The organism is Roseibium sediminis (assembly GCF_008711325.1).
GTDB classification, from domain to species: Bacteria; Pseudomonadota; Alphaproteobacteria; order Rhizobiales; family Stappiaceae; genus Roseibium; species Roseibium sediminis.
Window position 1 is genome coordinate 302,427 of record NZ_VXDB01000001.1, and the last position, 16,828, is coordinate 319,254.

General features: G+C 57.7%; 12 protein-coding genes. 4 read left to right on the forward strand and 8 right to left on the reverse strand.

What is annotated here, in order from left to right; genetic code table 11:
- Positions 1 to 38 precede the first annotated feature (38 nt).
- From F0155_RS01385 to F0155_RS01405, 5 genes are all read right to left on the reverse strand, one after another.
- Positions 39 to 1,094 (reverse strand): threonine aldolase family protein, encoded by a 1,056-nt coding sequence (locus F0155_RS01385; protein WP_150522677.1) that lies wholly within the window; start codon positions 1,092 to 1,094, stop codon positions 39 to 41.
- Between the two features lie 46 nt (positions 1,095 to 1,140).
- Positions 1,141 to 1,725 (reverse strand): DoxX family protein, encoded by a 585-nt coding sequence (locus tag F0155_RS01390; RefSeq protein WP_150522678.1) that lies wholly within the window; start codon positions 1,723 to 1,725, stop codon positions 1,141 to 1,143.
- 49 nt (positions 1,726 to 1,774) lie between these two features.
- Positions 1,775 to 2,539 (reverse strand): HvfC/BufC N-terminal domain-containing protein, encoded by a 765-nt coding sequence (locus F0155_RS01395; RefSeq protein WP_150522679.1) that lies wholly within the window; start codon positions 2,537 to 2,539, stop codon positions 1,775 to 1,777.
- 1 nt (position 2,540) lies between these two features.
- Positions 2,541 to 3,431, reverse strand: coding sequence for an MNIO family bufferin maturase (bufB, locus tag F0155_RS01400; RefSeq protein WP_150522680.1), 891 nt, complete (start codon positions 3,429 to 3,431; stop codon positions 2,541 to 2,543).
- A gap of 78 nt (positions 3,432 to 3,509) precedes the next feature.
- Entirely contained in the window at positions 3,510 to 3,830 is a 321-nt protein-coding gene (locus F0155_RS01405) for a BufA1 family periplasmic bufferin-type metallophore (RefSeq protein WP_150522681.1), read from the reverse strand.
- Between the two features lie 602 nt (positions 3,831 to 4,432).
- Between F0155_RS01405 and gltB the strand changes: the two genes are divergently transcribed.
- Positions 4,433 to 9,160, forward strand: coding sequence for a glutamate synthase large subunit (gltB, locus tag F0155_RS01410; RefSeq protein WP_150522763.1), 4,728 nt, complete (start codon positions 4,433 to 4,435; stop codon positions 9,158 to 9,160).
- Between the two features lie 81 nt (positions 9,161 to 9,241).
- Positions 9,242 to 10,672 (forward strand): glutamate synthase subunit beta, encoded by a 1,431-nt coding sequence (locus F0155_RS01415; protein WP_150522682.1) that lies wholly within the window; start codon positions 9,242 to 9,244, stop codon positions 10,670 to 10,672.
- Positions 10,673 to 10,745: 73 nt separating this feature from the next.
- On the opposite strand, the gene F0155_RS01420 is transcribed toward F0155_RS01415, so the two are convergent.
- From F0155_RS01420 to F0155_RS01430, 3 genes are all read right to left on the reverse strand, one after another.
- Positions 10,746 to 11,882 carry an SGNH/GDSL hydrolase family protein gene (locus F0155_RS01420; protein ID WP_208999074.1) on the reverse strand — a complete coding sequence of 379 codons (1,137 nt, stop codon included), beginning with the start codon at positions 11,880 to 11,882 and terminating at the stop codon, positions 10,746 to 10,748.
- A gap of 34 nt (positions 11,883 to 11,916) precedes the next feature.
- Complete coding sequence (locus F0155_RS01425) at positions 11,917 to 13,164, reverse strand: lytic murein transglycosylase (protein ID WP_150522683.1); 1,248 nt, start codon at positions 13,162 to 13,164, stop codon at positions 11,917 to 11,919.
- 86 nt (positions 13,165 to 13,250) lie between these two features.
- Positions 13,251 to 14,708 carry an outer membrane beta-barrel protein gene (locus F0155_RS01430; protein ID WP_150522684.1) on the reverse strand — a complete coding sequence of 486 codons (1,458 nt, stop codon included), beginning with the start codon at positions 14,706 to 14,708 and terminating at the stop codon, positions 13,251 to 13,253.
- Between the two features lie 210 nt (positions 14,709 to 14,918).
- On the opposite strand from F0155_RS01430, the gene F0155_RS01435 reads away from it, so the two are divergent.
- Complete coding sequence (locus F0155_RS01435) at positions 14,919 to 15,932, forward strand: KpsF/GutQ family sugar-phosphate isomerase (protein WP_150522686.1); 1,014 nt, start codon at positions 14,919 to 14,921, stop codon at positions 15,930 to 15,932.
- Between the two features lie 128 nt (positions 15,933 to 16,060).
- Complete coding sequence (locus F0155_RS01440) at positions 16,061 to 16,828, forward strand: motility protein A (protein WP_150522687.1); 768 nt, start codon at positions 16,061 to 16,063, stop codon at positions 16,826 to 16,828.

The following is a 16,828-nucleotide window of genomic DNA, read 5'->3' on the forward strand; positions in this document are numbered from 1 at the left end:
AGGGGCGTCCGGTTTTCCGGGCGCCCTTTGTTTTTGTGTCAGGACTTCATCAGGTCAAGAAATGCCGTGCAATCGGCTTCCGTCGTGGCAAAACTGGTCACAAGGCGGATCATCACCTCGTCTTCGGCAGGCTGATCTTCCTGTCGCAAGGAGCCGGTCGGGTATCCATAGAACTTGGCGCCGCCCGCTTCCAGTTTTTCAGCCATCGACCGCTTGATGATCGGAAGCAACTCGTTCGCTTCTACCGGCCACGGGAATCTGGCACCTCCAACAGCATCAATGCCCTGCTTGAGAACCTGTGCCATGGCATTTGAATGCCGCGCAGTATCCAGCCAGTTATCATTTTCGAAATAGCCTTCAAGCTGGGCTGAGACGAACCGGCTCTTTGAGAACAGATGTCCGCCGCGCTTGCGGAAATACTCGAAGCCGCGCGCAGCTTCCAGGTCGAAGAAGATAACAGCCTCCGCGCACCAGCATCCGTTCTTGGTTGCGCCAAAGGACAGAACATCGACACCGGATTTCCAGGTCATTTCGGCAGGCGTCACGCCAAGTGCCACCAGCGCATTGGCAAAGCGGGCCCCATCCATGTGCAACGGGATCTTGCGGGCTGTCGCCTCGGCCTTGATCGCCGCGATCTCATCAAGTGTGTAGATGGTCCCGCATTCGGTCGCCTGCGTGATGGAAACGGCAGCGACCTGCCCGTGGTGCACAACACCATCGGGATAGGCCGCCATCTTTTCCCGTAAGGCCTGCGGGGTGATCTTTCCGTTTTCGCCCGGAACACCAACGATGCGACCACCCGCCGTCATGAATTCCGGACAGCCGCATTCATCCACCTGAATATGCGAATCCTGATGGCCAAAATAGGCGCCACCCGGTTTTGCATAGGCGGCCAGCGCCAGAGAATTGGCAGCAGTCCCCGTGCCGACATAATAGACGGCAACATCCCGCTCGAAAATCTCGGCGAACCGCTTCGTCATCGCATCGGTGAGCGGATCGGTTCCGTAACCGGAGGCAACGCCGGTATTGTGACGGGCAAGGGCCGCCATCACGGCGGCTGTTGCACCAGTCCAGTTATCACTCGCAAAGTTCATGACAATCGGTGTAGGTCACCCCGTTCGAACGAAGCAAGTGCTCTGTTCAATAATACTGTTCCCGCTTGCGATAATAGGCGTCCAGCAAACTGTCGACCGACAGGAAGCCAGCCCCTTTCAGCATCGGCACCATCAGCAGGAAGATCCACAAAAGCCGATCATCTGAGATCACGCTGTAAGGGTCGCCGTCAAACAGCGCCCCGATGGTCTTGGCGTCAGCCCCGTGACCCGTGACATCGACATAGGACATCACGACGATGAAGACGATCATTCCCAAGCTCGCCGCCCGAGTAAACAGACCAATCACCACCAGTGCAGGCAGGATGAATTCAGCCCAGGTGCCCAAAAGGACGATCAGACCGTAAGGAAAGAAGGCAATCTGGCTGATATCGTAGCTGACTTCTTCCATCATCAACGGAAACATCTGCGCATAGGCACCTGCTCCCGGAGCGAAAATGTTCATGAAACTGCCGTCGATCTTGGTCATCGCCGAGTTCCAGAAGAAAACCAGCAGCACGGACGCAAAGATCGCTCTGGCGGTGACCCCCAGAAACCAGCCATCGGTCAGCCTCTCCAGCAGTCCGAAAATGCCGTTATAGAGCCGATAAAACACCCCAATCAAACCACTCATTTCGCCTCCACGCAGCTGTCTCTGTCTTTAATTCTGATTGCAGCCTAGCTCACATCAGAGCGGCAAACGCCCCTGTTTTCAAGGCATCAGCCAGATTTTCAGAAAGATCAAAGCCCTCATTGGCCTCAAGAGCCATCGATGCAGCGCTACCCAGCGCCTCACCGTCCAGCAGGGCTTTGAAAAACACATCTCCTCCTGCTCGCAGGGCAGTCAGCGCCACATCCACATCCGGGCGCGTTACAAGAACTGCCTCCCCCGAGGCCATATCGACCGGCTTGTTCGACCCGACAGAAAAACGGTTCGCTTCGACAAGCGTATGAATTGGCCAGAGTGAGCTGAGGAGTTGAGTGGCTGGATGAGCCTGAAACCTTGCTTCTGGCAGTTCTTCCGTCGGCAAACTGCCAAGCACGGCGGGGTCCAGCGGGGCAGCATCTGCGCTATGATAAGAAACCAGCCAGCTCCATTCGAGCCGAGCCACATCACCAAGATAAGGATAATCGGCGAGCGGGGGAAACGCATCGATAAAGCTCGGGAAATCGCCACCGTACCAGAGCATCACCGCAGAAGTCGGAGGGTGCTGTGTCACGAATTCTCTCGCGAGGGCCGTGAAATACTCCTCGCCGACCAAGTTCTGGATAGCCGGATACGTGGCCGCCATCGCTTCGCAAAGGCTCACCACCACATTATTGCGGTAGACGTTGAAGCGTTTGGGAGCAGGTTGACCATCCGGACCAACAACACCTTCCGGCACCGGCACATTCGCGGATAACAACGCATCACCAAATGTGTCTGAAAACCCCCGACTGGCTGGCATGTCAGACAGCTTTCCGCAGTGCAGTCGATCCCGCCCTGCTCAGGATCGCATCCGCGGCCTGCGCTTCTTCCACCAGAACAGGCCAGTTCGGCACATCATTGTCCCACTCAACGAGTGTCGGAATCGGGCCAAAGCGGGTGATCACATCTTCATAAAGCCGCCAGACTTGTTCATCCACCTTCCGGTCATGCGCATCAATCAGCAGCGGACGACCAAGATCATCCACATCAGGGGCATGGCCACCCAGATGGATTTCCTGAACCAATTCCATGGGAAAATCGTGAAGGTAATCTGCCGCGGACCGCTCATGGTTCGTGCAGGAAACATGCACATTGTTCACGTCCAGCAACAAGCCACATCCCGTCCGCTTTGCAACATCGGCAATGAACTCGATTTCACCCATGGTCGATTGGGCAAAGGCGACATAAGTGGACGGGTTTTCGAGCAACATCTGCCGCCCGACCTCGTCCTGCACTTCATCAATATGATCACACACGCGGTTCAGCGTTTCGCGAGTATAAGGCACCGGCAACAGGTCATTGAAAAAGGTCGTGTCATGCGTGGACCACGCCAGATGCTCGGAAAACAATCCCGGTTCGTAGCGTTGATTCAGGCTTTTGAGGCGCGCAAGGTGCTCGCGGTCCAACGGGCCTTCTCCGCCGATGGACAATCCGACGCCGTGAAGAGAAAGCGGATACTTCTCTCTGATGGCTTCCAGAATGCGATGCGGTGCACCGCCTGCCCCCATGTAGTTCTCGGCATGCACTTCAAAGAAGGAAACGCTTCGCACCCGCGACAGAATTTCAGGCGCATGTTCCGGCTTGAAGCCGACGCCCGCGCGCGCCGGGATGACATGATCCGCTCCAAATGGCTCGTTTTCACGTGTCGGCATGTCAATCCTCCCTGCCCCGTCTGGGGTGCGCCGGGCGGACCTGTTGGTCCACCCGAAGCAAGTCTAAGAATCCGCGGCTTACGCTTCAGGCAGATCGCGATCAAGCTCGGAAAGAGACCCCTTGCGGCCATCCGGCAGGCTGAAATCACCACCATCGACGCCGAACTTTACGCAATCGCCCTTCGGCACCAGAGTCCAGGCATTGCCCTGATAGTCGACGGTCGACGTTCCAGCGCAGGTCGTTCCCGGGCCTGCCTTGCAATCATTCTTGCCCTTCAGCGAAACGCCGTAGCACTTTTCCTTCGCCTGGGCGTGGGCCGGGATAGACGCGGACATTCCGGCGAGAGCGGTAGCAACGGCACCTGCAACGACTGCTGCGGACATGGCCTTGTTTTTCATCATGTTCTCCTCTGCGAGCGACTAAACTCCTGGTGGCAGACATTCCCTGACATCTGCCTCACCCCTGAATGTGGTACGCAGCCCTCCGGTTGTGAAATAAAAGCCCGATGACATTACCGCGATCAGACTGTGAGCAATATATCCGGACGTAATTTAATTTCGCAAACTGACTGAACAGCGATCCTTTCGAATAAATAGAAACACCATTCTGGAACTTATATAATACCCAGCCAAATAATCTCTCTTGCCCCCGGCAAGGAAACGTGGCATGGTCGCGCCGCTCGGAATAGGACAGGATCACTGTCCCATCTACATCACTTCCTGCAAGTTCTGCCAGTGAAGGACATGATATCCGGGCACCAGGCCAAACTGCCACTGGTTGCAGGGCAGGGTCTTTGGGGAACGACGTTTCCCGGCAGCGAAATTATCCACGCTGCGTCAAAGGGAGCGGTTCGCCTGGAGGCGGCGAGACGTTAAATACTTCGGCAAAGCCACGGCCGACGGCCTGGGTAGTCGCACGAGCCGCGTTTCCGAAAGGAGCGTGACCCGAACGGACCCCGGCGCTGTGATGGAGAGTGGCTATGAACATTGAGGGCGCGCACATGACGAAGATAGAGCTGACGACCAGCACAGCCTTGAGAACCGGGAGCGAAACGACCACCGCGTCGAAAACCGCCCTGCGAACTCGGTTGGATCTGGCCGCCAAAAACGGGCTCTACAATCCGTCTCGCGAACACGACGCCTGTGGTGTGGGCTTTGTCGCCCACATGAACGGAGAGCGCTCTCACAAGGTTATTGCTGACGGTCTTCAGGTTCTCGTCAACCTGACACACCGCGGCGCTGTGGGCGCAGACCCGCTGATGGGTGACGGTGCCGGCATGCTGGTACAAATCCCCCATGCATTCTTTGCTGCCGAACTGGCACAGGAAGGCAAGACGCTGCCCGCAGAGGGCGAATACGGCGTTGGCTTCTTCTTCATGCCACAGGACGATGCCCTTCGCGCGAAGTGCGAAGAGATCGTTGAACGGGTTGTAGGTCTGGAAGGTCAGGAACTGCTGGCATGGCGGTCCGTACCGGTCGACAACTCCAGCCTTTCGAAGGCACCGGACATTGCGGCAACAGAACCGGTCTCCCGCCAGATTTTCATTCGTCGCAAGAGCGATGAAGATCAGGATGCCTTTGAGCGACGCCTCTATGTGCTCCGCAAGGTAATCTCGAACACCGTCCGCGCTGAAACAGACGCCGTGAAGGAAGGTTTCTACGTGGTCTCCATGTCGAGCCGGACCATCGTCTACAAGGGCATGTTCCTCGCATACCAGCTGGGAGCCTACTACAAGGACCTGACGGACGACCGGTTCGTCTCCGCCCTTGCTCTGGTTCACCAGCGGTTTTCGACCAACACGTTCCCGTCCTGGGATCTGTCGCACCCTTACCGGATGGTTGCCCACAACGGCGAAATCAACACCCTGCGCGGCAACGTCAACTGGATGGCAGCCCGTCAGGCGTCTGTGTCGTCCGAGATCCTCGGCGAGGACATCTCCAAGCTCTGGCCGATCTCTTATGAAGGCCAGTCCGACACGGCATGCTTTGACAACGCACTCGAGTTTCTCGTCATGGGCGGCTACTCGCTCGCTCATGCAGCCATGATGCTGATCCCGGAAGCCTGGGCCGGCAACCCGCTGATGGACGACAACCGCCGCGCATTCTACGAGTATCACGCTGCCCTGATGGAGCCGTGGGACGGCCCGGCAGCGGTTGCCTTCACCGACGGTCGCCAGATCGGCGCGACGCTGGACCGTAACGGCCTGCGTCCGGCCCGCTATATTGTCACGGACGATGGATTTGTCATCATGTCTTCTGAAGTCGGTGTTCTGCCGGTCGAAGAAGAAAAGATCATCCAGAAGTGGCGCCTCCAGCCGGGCCGCATGCTCTTGATCGACCTTGAGCAGGGCCGCATCATTTCCGACGACGAGATCAAGCGCGAGCTGTCTACAGCCAACCCCTACAAGGACTGGCTGCATCGCTCGCAGATCGTTCTCGAAGACATGCCGGAAGTGCGTGGCCGCGCGCCTGTTGCCGGCGAAAGTCTACTCGATCGCCAGCAGGCCTTTGGATATACGCAGGAAGACATCAAGCTCCTGATGCAGCCGATGGCAACCATTGGTCAGGAAGCAATTGGCTCCATGGGCACGGACACGCCGATTTCCGCGCTCTCGGACAAGTCGAAGCTGCTCTATACCTATTTCAAGCAGAACTTTGCGCAGGTAACGAACCCGCCGATCGACCCGATCCGCGAAGAGCTGGTGATGAGCCTTGTGTCCTTTATCGGACCCCGGCCAAACATCTTCGACTTGAGGGGTGCTTCCACCTCCAAACGTTTGGAAGTACGCCAACCGATCCTGACGAACGAGGATCTGGAGAAGATTCGCGCCATCGGGGACATTGCCGACAACCAGTTCTCCGCAAAGACGCTGGACATCACCTACAATTCCGACAAAGGCGAAGAAGGCATGTCGTTTGCCCTCGACCGCCTGTGTGAGCGGGCAGAGAAGGCTGTTCTGGACGGTGACAACATCATCATCCTGTCGGACCGCCTGATCTCGCGGAACCGCATTGCCATCCCGGCGCTGCTTGCGACGGCCGCTGTCCACCATCATCTGATCCGCAAAGGTCTGCGCACGTCCGTGGGACTCGTTGTGGAAACCGGCGAAGCCCGGGAAGTGCATCACTTCTGCGTCCTTGCAGGCTATGGTGCCGAGGCCATCAACCCGTATCTTGCCTTCGAAACCCTTCTGTCCATGCATGCAGAGCTGGATTTCCCGGAAGAGGTTGACGCGAACGAAGTGGTTCGCCGCTACATCAAGTCCATCGACAAGGGCATCCTGAAAGTCATGTCCAAGATGGGCATCTCGACCTACCAGTCCTATTGCGGCGCGCAGATCTTCGACGCTGTTGGCCTTTCCAGCGATTTTGTCAAAAAGTTCTTCTTCGGAACCGCTACGACAATCGAAGGCATTGGCCTTGCCGAAGTCGCCAAGGAAACGGTCAAGCGTCAGGCAGCTGCCTTCGGCAATGTCCAGATCCTGCGTCGTTCGCTGGAAGTGGGCGGCGAATACGCCTACCGCACACGTGGCGAGAGCCACATGTGGACACCGGACTCCGTTGCCTACCTGCAACACGCTGTGCGCTCCAACCTGCCGGAAAAATATCGGGAGTTTGCCAATGAGGTGAACAAGGAGAGCGGGCGCTTTGCCATCCGCGGCCTGTTCCGGGTGAGAAGTGCGGAAGAACTGGGTCGCTCGCCGATCGATATTTCACAGGTGGAACCGGCAGAAAACATCGTGAAACGGTTCGTCACCGGTGCCATGTCATTCGGCTCGATTTCCCGCGAGGCTCATACGACCCTTGCCATTGCGATGAACCAGATCGGTGGCAAGTCGAACACTGGTGAAGGCGGCGAGGAGCCCGAACGCTTCAACCCGCTTCCGAATGGCAAGATGAACCCGCAAAGGTCTGCCATCAAGCAGGTCGCCTCCGGTCGTTTTGGCGTGACCACGGAATATCTCGTCAACTCCGACATGATCCAGATTAAGGTCGCTCAGGGTGCAAAGCCCGGTGAAGGCGGTCAGCTTCCGGGTCACAAGGTTGATGCGGTGATTGCAAAGGTGCGTCACTCCACGCCGGGCGTGGGCCTGATTTCTCCGCCTCCGCACCATGACATCTACTCGATCGAGGATCTGGCTCAGCTGATTTACGATCTTAAAAACGTGAACCCGGCTGCCGACATTTCTGTCAAGCTGGTATCCGAGGTAGGTGTTGGTACGGTTGCGGCTGGTGTTGCCAAGGCACGCGCCGACCACATTACCGTCTCCGGTTTTGATGGCGGAACGGGCGCTTCACCGCTCACATCAATCAAACATGCCGGAAGCCCGTGGGAAATGGGTCTTGCAGAGACCCAGCAGACCCTCGTTCTGAACGGCCTGCGTTCACGCGTTTGCCTTCAGGTTGATGGTGGTCTTCGCACCGGTCGCGACGTCCTCATCGGCGCACTGCTTGGTGCTGACGAATTCGGTTTCGCCACCGCCCCGCTGATTGCCGCAGGCTGTCTGATGATGCGCAAGTGTCACCTCAACACCTGTCCGGTCGGGATTGCCACGCAGGATCCGGTTTTGCGCAAGCGCTTCAAGGGCACGCCGGAGCATGTCGTGAACTACTTCTTCTTCGTCGCCGAGGAAGTTCGCGAGATGATGGCATCTCTTGGTGTAGCAAAGCTCGATGACCTGATCGGCCGCGCGGAGTTCCTCGACAAGGAAGCGGCAATCAATCACTGGAAAGCCAAGGGCCTCGACTTCTCCCGCATGTTCCACATGCCGGAAGCAAGCAACGAGGAAATTCGCTGGACCGCAAAACAGGAACACCCGATTGTCGACATTCTCGACCGTCGCCTCATCGCAGCAGCCGGCCCTGCCCTGGAAAGCAAGGAACCTACGGTCATCAACGAAACGATCTGTTCCGTTGACCGTTCGGTCGGCGCTATGCTCTCCGGGGAGATTGCCAAGCGCTACGGCAGCAAGGCTCTTCCAGATGGCACCTTGCAGATCAAGCTGACGGGCACCGCAGGTCAGGCGTTCGGCGCGTTTGTTTCCAAGGGTGTAACCATCGAGCTGGAAGGCGATGCCAACGACTATGTCGGCAAGGGTCTTTCCGGTGGCCGGATCATCGTGCATCCGCCGAAAAACACCCGGATCGTACCTGAAGACAGCATTATCGTCGGCAACACAGTGCTTTATGGTGCGACCACCGGCGAGTGCTACTTCCGCGGTGTTGCAGGCGAGCGCTTTGCCGTTCGCAACTCCGGCGCGGTTGCGGTTGTCGAAGGCGTTGGCGACCATGGCTGCGAATACATGACCGGCGGGGTTGTCGTTGTTATCGGCCAGACAGGCCGCAACTTCGCGGCAGGCATGTCCGGCGGGATCGCCTATGTCCTCGACGAAGATGGATCCTTCGGTTCTCGCTGTAACCTTGCGATGGTCGAACTGGAGCCGGTGACGGAAGAAGACGACCTTTTGGAAAAGCTGCACCACCATGGCGGTGACATCGAGCACAAAGGACGCGTTGACGTGACCGGCGACATGACCCGTCACGATGACGAACGCCTGCGTCAACTGCTGAAAAAACATATCGACTACACCGGTTCGACCCGCGCCCAGGAAATCCTGGACAACTGGACCACCTACCGGCCGAAATTCGTCAAGGTCATGCCGGTCGAATATCGCCGCGCCTTGCGCGAAATGGAGCAGCAGCGTCTGGGAATGGTCGCAGCCGAGTAACAGACACCACAGGAAGCTCTCGGGCGCCAAAGCGCCCGATGGCAGCTCACCCGTGAAGCCAGGAAATTTGAGGAGGTCACCTTGGGCAAGGTCACCGGATTTATGGAAATCGACCGGCAGGAACAAAAGTATCAGCCGGCATCCGATCGTATTCGTCACTTCCGCGAGTTCACCATTCCGCTGAACGACAGCGAAATTGAACGTCAGGCGGCGCGCTGCATGGATTGCGGCATCCCGTTCTGTCATGGCCCGACCGGTTGCCCGGTCAACAACCAGATCCCCGACTGGAACGATCTGGTCTATCAGGGCGACTGGGAACTGGCCGTGCAGAACCTGCATTCGACCAACAACTTCCCGGAATTCACCGGTCGTGTGTGCCCGGCGCCTTGCGAGGAAGCCTGCACACTCAACATCGAAGACATTCCGGTCAACATCAAGAGCGTCGAACAGGCGCTTGCCGACAAGGGCTTTGCCGAAGGCTGGATCGTTCCGCAACCAGCTCCGATCAAGACCGGCAAGACAGTTGCAATCATCGGCGCAGGTCCGGCCGGCATGGCAGCAGCACAACAGCTTGCCCGCGCCGGACACACGGTTCACGTCTATGAGCGCGAACCGAAGGCCGGCGGCCTGCTGCGCTATGGCATTCCCGACTTCAAGATGGAAAAGCACTATATCGACCGCCGCGTCGAGCAGCTTGAGGCAGAAGGCGTGACCTTCCACTACGGGGTGAATGTCGGCGTCAACGAATCGATGGAAGACCTTGCAGAGCGTCACGACGCGGTCATCCTGTGTGCGGGAGCCGAACGCCCTCGCGACCCGGGTGTCTCCGGCATGGAGCTGGAAGGCTGCCATTGGGCGATGGATTATCTGGTTCAGCAGAACCGCCGCGTTGGCGGAGAACCGGCAACCAACGCTGCGCCGATCTGGGCTGGCGGCAAGCATGTCGTCGTCATCGGCGGCGGTGATACAGCCTCTGACTGCGTCGGAACAGCCTTCCGTCAGGGCGCGCTCTCTGTCACCCAGCTGGACATCCGCCCGATCCCGCCGATCAAGGAAGACAAGATGGCGGTCTGGCCCTACTGGCCGACGAAGTTCCGCACATCCTCCTCGCAGGCTGAAGGCGCAGAACGCGAGTTCTCCGCAGCAACGCTCGCCCTCGTGGGCGAAGAAGGCCGCGTGACAGGCGTCAAATGCGCCCGCGTTGATGAAAAGCGTATTCCGATCGAGGGCTCCGAGTTCATCCTGCGTGCGGATCTCGTCATGGCGGCCATCGGCTTTTCCGGTCCGCTGCTCGACACGTACATTGCCCAAAGCGGCAAAAAGCTGGAACTGGACGGACGCACCAACGTCAAGGCCAATACGAACGACTACAAGACCAGCATGGACAAGGTCTTTGCCGCAGGCGACGTGCGTCGTGGCCAGTCGCTCGTGGTTTGGGCGATCCGTGAAGGCCGTCAGGCAGCCCGTGCCGTGGATGAGTTCCTCACCGGCAAGAGCGATCTGCCTCGCTGATCACCACTTATCGAAAATGCACTAAACGAGGGCCGCCCCATAAAAAGGGCGGCCTTTTCCATAGGAGCCCAGTTTATTGCAATTGGGTGTCGTCAACCCGCCCCGGAACTCTCGGCAGGTTTTCACCGCGAACAAGAAAGCCGTAGGTAGCACTGCCCTTGTCCGGATCCTGAATGCGGGCATCGCCGCCCAGAAGCTCGGCCTCCGGGGAGGTTGTTCGACCGGTCAGGACGATGAAGTTCGGGTCATCTTCGACGCCTTCAAACGCCAACCCGCCATATCCGCCGAGCAAGCGAAGCAGCTCACGCTCCACGAAGAAGGCAACCTTCTGGTTTCCGGCCCAGGTAAAACCAATCCTGTCGTCACTGCGCAGCTTGCGGCGTTTGCCGTCCACATCCGGACCGTAGGAGGAATAGGTGCCCTGCTCTGACAGGAAAATGTCCCATATGTCGACGAACCGCGTCCGACGATCTTCAGCGGCCCGGCGAAACAGACTGTTGAGCTCCAGAAAATCATCATTCCGGTTCTTTGCACCGGTTGGCGGCAGGCTGACCCAGACAATCGGCAGGCGCTCCCGCCGAACCACCCGTACCAACCCCTGAACCTTCTTCAGATAGGCGGACGACCAACCGTCATTCAAAAAAGCGACCGGAGGATCCCCCGGAAGGGATTCACCCCGATCCCGGCTTCCGAGCATGACGACCACTGCCTCGACACTCGCACCGCGTGCCCGTGAAAGCACATCGGCTTCCCAGTTCGGCGCTTCCAGACCGGCCAGACCGCGGCGCTCGTGAATGAGCATGTCAACCCGCACGGCAGGCTGATTGGCGAGGGAATGGCGAAGGCCTTCAGCGAGTCCCTTTGCCATTTCGTCGCCAACCACAAGGATGACGCCAGCATCCGGGTTCTTGGGCAACTCCTCGATTTTCGGCGCCGCCTGAACAGCCGCCGGAGCACGTTTGCGTGTCGTTCTCGGCGCCTGCTGTTTTTTGGGTTCCTTCTTGTTCTGAAACATCTTGAAGAAGGACTTGAACGGATTGAACCCCTCGGCCTGTGCCACTTGAAAGCTCTGCCCCATGCCCTCGGCGAGCACAGGTCTGCCCACAAAGGAGACGCCCAGCATCACCGCCAAGGCCCAGACAAGCAAAAGGTGACAGCCGATACGGCTGCCACCCCAAATTTTCTTTCCATCAAGGAAAGTTCTCAACACGCCAACAACTCCGATCCGAATTCCTCGGACGAGTTTAGCTTCCCTGACGGATGCGCGCCAGCAAAACTACCGACGCATACCCATCGGGCACCATGCCACGTGACACCTGATAGGCCCGAATGCCCTTGCGTGTCGCCGGACCGATCCGGCCATCTGCGCTACCAACGTTGAATCCCTTGCGGTTCAACGCATTCTGCAATTCCGCAACTTCGCTGCGCTTGAGAGGCAGATGATCGCGCGACCAATCGCTGACCAGAGCACCGCCACCAATGATCCGGTCGGACAGATGTCCAACGGCCAGAGCATAGGCGGTCGCATTGTTGTAGCGCTTGATGACATAGAAATTCTTCAACATGAGGAACTTCGGGCCGTTCACGCCAGCTGGCAAAACCAGAATCGCCCGGTCTGACGCGCGCGGGAAGCCGCGTCCATTCACACGCCCGACACCACGCCGCTCCCACTCACCAAGGGTCATGGTGGTCTCGTCATCTGCGAGGCTGTAGTTAAAGTTGGACGGCAGGGCCACTTCATAACCCCACGTCTTGCCGGTCTCCCAGCCATGCTTCTTCAGATAGAAGGCTGTCGACGCGAGTGCGTCCGGAATGGTGGTCCAGATGTCGCGACGTCCGTCGCCATCAAAATCGACTGAATAGGCATTCCAGCTGGTCGGCATAAACTGGGTATGGCCCATTGCACCTGCCCAGGAGCCTTCCATGTCTTCAAAACGGACGTGCCCACCCTGAACGATGTAGAGCGCTTTCAAGAGCTCCTTGCGCCAGAATTCCTGGCGACGCGGCGCGGCATAGGCGAGCGTTGCAAGAGCTTGCACCACATTGTGCTTGCCCATGAAGCTGCCGTAGTTGGTTTCCATGCCCCAGATCGCCAGCACCGCTTCGCGGTCAACGCCGTAGCGCGCTTCGATCGCGGTCAGTACGTCCCGGTATTCCACCAGCAGCTCCTTGCCGCGAGAAACGCGGGTGTCGGAGACGGCGCTATCGAGATATTCCCAGATCGGCTTGACGAATTCCGACTGCTTGTTCATCAGCCGCAACGTATCGTCGTCAGGCTTCATGCCGACAAAGACGCGATTGTAGACATCGGGCTTGATCCCGAAGGACTGGGCCGACGGCCAGAAATCGCGGAGGAACTGATTGAACCCGGCGTCCGCATGCGCCTGCACACCGGACACCAGAAAGAAACAGGAAAACAGACTCACCTTGAGGCGTGAGAACCACTTTTGACCGTCGAGACGCATGATTGGATCGATAACTCTAGACTTCATACAGGCCTCCCGGTGCCCTGCTGCCGTGTCGTGCCCCCCAGCATTCTGGCCCCTTAAGGAAATCATCTAAAAGGGTAACCAAAGGCTTAATGTCTGAAGCGAACACCAGCCTCGATAGTGTTTTCCGTGTAGTCGCTGGCGTTATTGCTGCTGTCGAATCTTCTATGCGTATATTGTGTTGTAAGCGCGACATTGCGCGAGAGCGCGTAGGTCAAGCCCGCCTGCCCGGTCAAGGTCCGCTCTTCAATGTTGGCACCCTGATAGTCGCGCATCTGGTATCCGAGACCCAGCTCACCTGACAGACGATCGCTGAAACCATGCGCTATTCGAAGGTCACCGGAATAGAGGATGGAGCCACTCGCCCCGTCGATATCGGTCGTGTCAAACGAGGTTGCAAGACCTGCGGTGACGGTTGTCAGACGGCTGGGAGACCAAACAAGAGATCCGTCGACGGTCAACCCGGCGATATCATCGAGCCGCTTGTCATCAAGATCCTCAATCCGGTAACCGGCACCGATTTCACCATTGAGTTTTGGACCGGACGCGATCGCAACACCGCCACGCAGCGCATAGCCCTTCGAGTTTCGATCTTCGCAAATCGAATCACTGCACGTCTTGTCGAACCGCCGCCAAAGGAAGGAACCCTCGACAAACGGGGTTAGCACACTTCCCGTGTTGCCATTCAAACGCAGCCCGGCTGAATAGAGCGTGTTGTCCCGCGAACTGGAGTTTGACACCCCGCCATTGTCATCCGCCGTGTAGATGCTGCGATTGACACCGGCATTTGCGGTCACTGACACAAGACCGGCATCGCGCGTTGCTCCCAGATCAAGCGAAACAGAATGAACATCATCGGTCCCGTTGGCACTTTCCGCGCTTGAGCTGTCTTCCTGCGAATAGGAATAGGCAAGTCCCGCTGTCACCGAGGTTCGGGTGGAAACATCCAGACGAAGACGGGCAGAGGCGGTCGCGTTGGTGTCGTCATTGTCAGACGAATCCGGATAACCGACAAATGTACCGCGCAAGGCAAAGTCCAACTGGTGCCGCGACCAGTCGGACGTCGCAGTTATGTTTGGCGAGATCCGGTAAAGCTGCCCGGATTCGCCATTTGCGGACCTGGACTGATTGTCTGTCCAACCACCGGTGATCGTGAGTTCGGGAACAATGGTGAAGGTTCCGACCCTCAACCCTCGCGGAGCATCAAATGTGGTGTCGCCCGCATAGACGCCCTGATCAATGAGTGTTCCATTGCCGCCATTTCGGGACACTGCTGTTAGACGGTCGGAAAAAGGACGAGCTGCCGTTGCCCGGTTTCCAAGCCTCAGCCCCGTTGACCCGCGCTCTGCTGTTGCCGTGTTTGACCGCCCGAGAACGGATGTCTGGCCCGCACGCCCATCCGCTTGTTGAGGTGCCGGATCATCCAGAACCGGATCAACATCATTTTCAATCACGGCCCCACGCAGATCCAATCCCGCATCTTGCGCTTGTGCCAAAGCGCCAAGGCCGAGCCAGAAAGCAAGGAAATATTTGGGAAAGCTCGGCATTCCGGTCCTGAAGTGGGCAATGTAAAGGGTTCTTGGTGCCTTAATATCTCCCAAACTATAGTTAATGGTTGGTTTCCAACCGTTGCAAATGGCGAAAAAGAAATAACGTATTCTGCCATTTATTAACTTCTGGGTCGCGGATCTTGCGGCTAACCAAAGACTACCTTATGGGTCTCAGATCAATTCGCGAAATCATAACAAGGCGCGTACATGGCTCAGTCCTCCAACACCAACAACGATACGGGATTTGATGACATGGACGCGAGAAGCCTCGTCTCCGCAGAACGAACCCTGGAAACCGAAATTGCGGGCTTGAGCGCCCTGCGCGCCGCATTAAAGAACGGTCTCGCGAAACCCTTTGCAGCGACCGTACGGCTGATTAAGGAAAGCAAGGGCCGCGTGGTTGTTTCCGGCATTGGCAAGAGCGGCCATATCGGAACCAAACTGGCCGCGAGCATGGCGTCCACCGGGACACCCGCCTTCTTTGTCCATGCCAGCGAAGCCAGCCATGGCGATCTGGGAATGATTACAGAGAACGATGTGGTCATCGCTCTTTCGTGGTCGGGCGAAACGCAGGAACTGGCTGGCATCGTCGCCTATACGCGCCGTTTCAAAGTCCCCTTGATCGCTCTTACATCTCAAAGTGACAGCACACTTGGCCGCGCGGCGGACATCGTGCTCTGCCTGCCCAAGGTTACCGAGGCCTGCCCGCATGGCCTGGCACCGACCACATCGGCGTTGGTCCAGCTGGCTCTGGGTGATGCACTTTGTGTTGCCCTTCTGGAAAGCCGGGGCTTCTCCGCTCAGGACTTTCGTGTATTCCACCCCGGCGGCAAGCTGGGCGCAAGTCTTTCGACCGCTCGTGACATCATGCACAAGGAGGCTTCCCTCCCTCTGGTGGGCATGTCGACGCTCATGCGTGAAGGCATCGTCCTCATGACCCAAAAGGGTTTTGGCGTCCTTGGTGTGCAAGGCCCTATGGGAGAACTCGTCGGCATCATCACCGATGGCGATCTTCGGCGCCATATCAGCACCGACTTCCTGGATGCCCCGGCCTCGAAAATCATGACCAAGAACCCGAAAACAGTTCATCCGGACATGATGGCGGCATCAATCCTCGAGTTGCTCAACAGCGCTGCAATCACTTCGGCCTTCGTTGTCGAAAATGGCAAGCCGGTTGGCATCGTGCACCTGCACGACCTGCTCCGGATCGGGGCCGCGTAAAAAAAAGCGCGCTAAAGATTGGAATTAATCGAGTTTCTGGCCATCGATTAGGATTTGATTAGCCTAGTTCTACTTAAATTGCACACAGATGAGTAACGGGCTCTGTGCCCCTCAATTCGGTGTGTTTGATGGATCTCGCGACCCTAATTGGTATCGTAGGCGCGTTCGGCATTGTCGCAGCAGCTATCGTCATGGGCGGGAGCTTCAATCAGTTTGTTGACATTCCATCCGTGCTGATCGTGTTCGGGGGCGGCTTGGCTGCCACCCTGATCCGCTTCCAGCTTAATGACATTGCGACAGCGTTCATTACGGGTTTCAAGGTCGCCTTTGCCGGCAAGGGCCCGTCGCCGCGAGATCTCATTGAGGAAATCACCAATCTTGGAGAGATCGTCCGCAAGTCCGGTCCGCTGGGTCTGGAGAATGTCGATATTTCCGATCCCACTCTGGCAAAAGGCGTCCAGTACATCGCCGACGGCTATGAACTGGACTTCATCAAAGATTCAATGGAACGCGAACGCGACCTCAACCTGACGCGCCTCTCCGAAGGCAAGCGGGTCATGAAGGCGCTCGGGGATTCTGCTCCGGCATTCGGCATGATCGGGACGCTCGTCGGTCTGGTGCAGATGCTTGCAAACATGGACGACCCGTCCGCAATTGGCCCGTCCATGGCGATCGCGCTTCTTACGACCCTGTATGGTGCGCTTATCTCCAACGTGGTCTGTCTTCCGTTGGTGGACAAGCTCGACGCCAAATTTGACTCCGACGAGCTGAGTCAGACCCTGATCATTGACGGTGTATTGCAGATCCGCGAATCGAAAAGCCCTGCCTTGATCAAGGAAATGCTGATCGCATACCTGCCGGAAAAAGCCCGGGCAGAGTTTGCCGAAGCGGCATAG

Bases quoted from the DNA above. Each gene is read 5' to 3' on its own strand.
- F0155_RS01430 (WP_150522684.1), bottom strand. From the start codon at position 14,708: ATGCCGAGCTTTCCCAAATATTTCCTTGCTTTCTGGCTCGGCCTTGGC.
- F0155_RS01395 (WP_150522679.1), bottom strand. From the start codon at position 2,539: ATGCCAGCCAGTCGGGGGTTTTCAGACACATTTGGTGATGCGTTGTTA.
- F0155_RS01425 (WP_150522683.1), bottom strand. From the start codon at position 13,164: ATGAAGTCTAGAGTTATCGATCCAATCATGCGTCTCGACGGTCAAAAG.
- F0155_RS01405 (WP_150522681.1), bottom strand. From the start codon at position 3,830: ATGAAAAACAAGGCCATGTCCGCAGCAGTCGTTGCAGGTGCCGTTGCT.
- F0155_RS01435 (WP_150522686.1), top strand. From the start codon at position 14,919: ATGGCTCAGTCCTCCAACACCAACAACGATACGGGATTTGATGACATG.
- gltB (WP_150522763.1), top strand. From the start codon at position 4,433: ATGACGAAGATAGAGCTGACGACCAGCACAGCCTTGAGAACCGGGAGC.
- F0155_RS01390 (WP_150522678.1), bottom strand. From the start codon at position 1,725: ATGAGTGGTTTGATTGGGGTGTTTTATCGGCTCTATAACGGCATTTTC.
- bufB (WP_150522680.1), bottom strand. From the start codon at position 3,431: ATGCCGACACGTGAAAACGAGCCATTTGGAGCGGATCATGTCATCCCG.
- F0155_RS01440 (WP_150522687.1), top strand. From the start codon at position 16,061: ATGGATCTCGCGACCCTAATTGGTATCGTAGGCGCGTTCGGCATTGTC.
- F0155_RS01385 (WP_150522677.1), bottom strand. From the start codon at position 1,094: ATGAACTTTGCGAGTGATAACTGGACTGGTGCAACAGCCGCCGTGATG.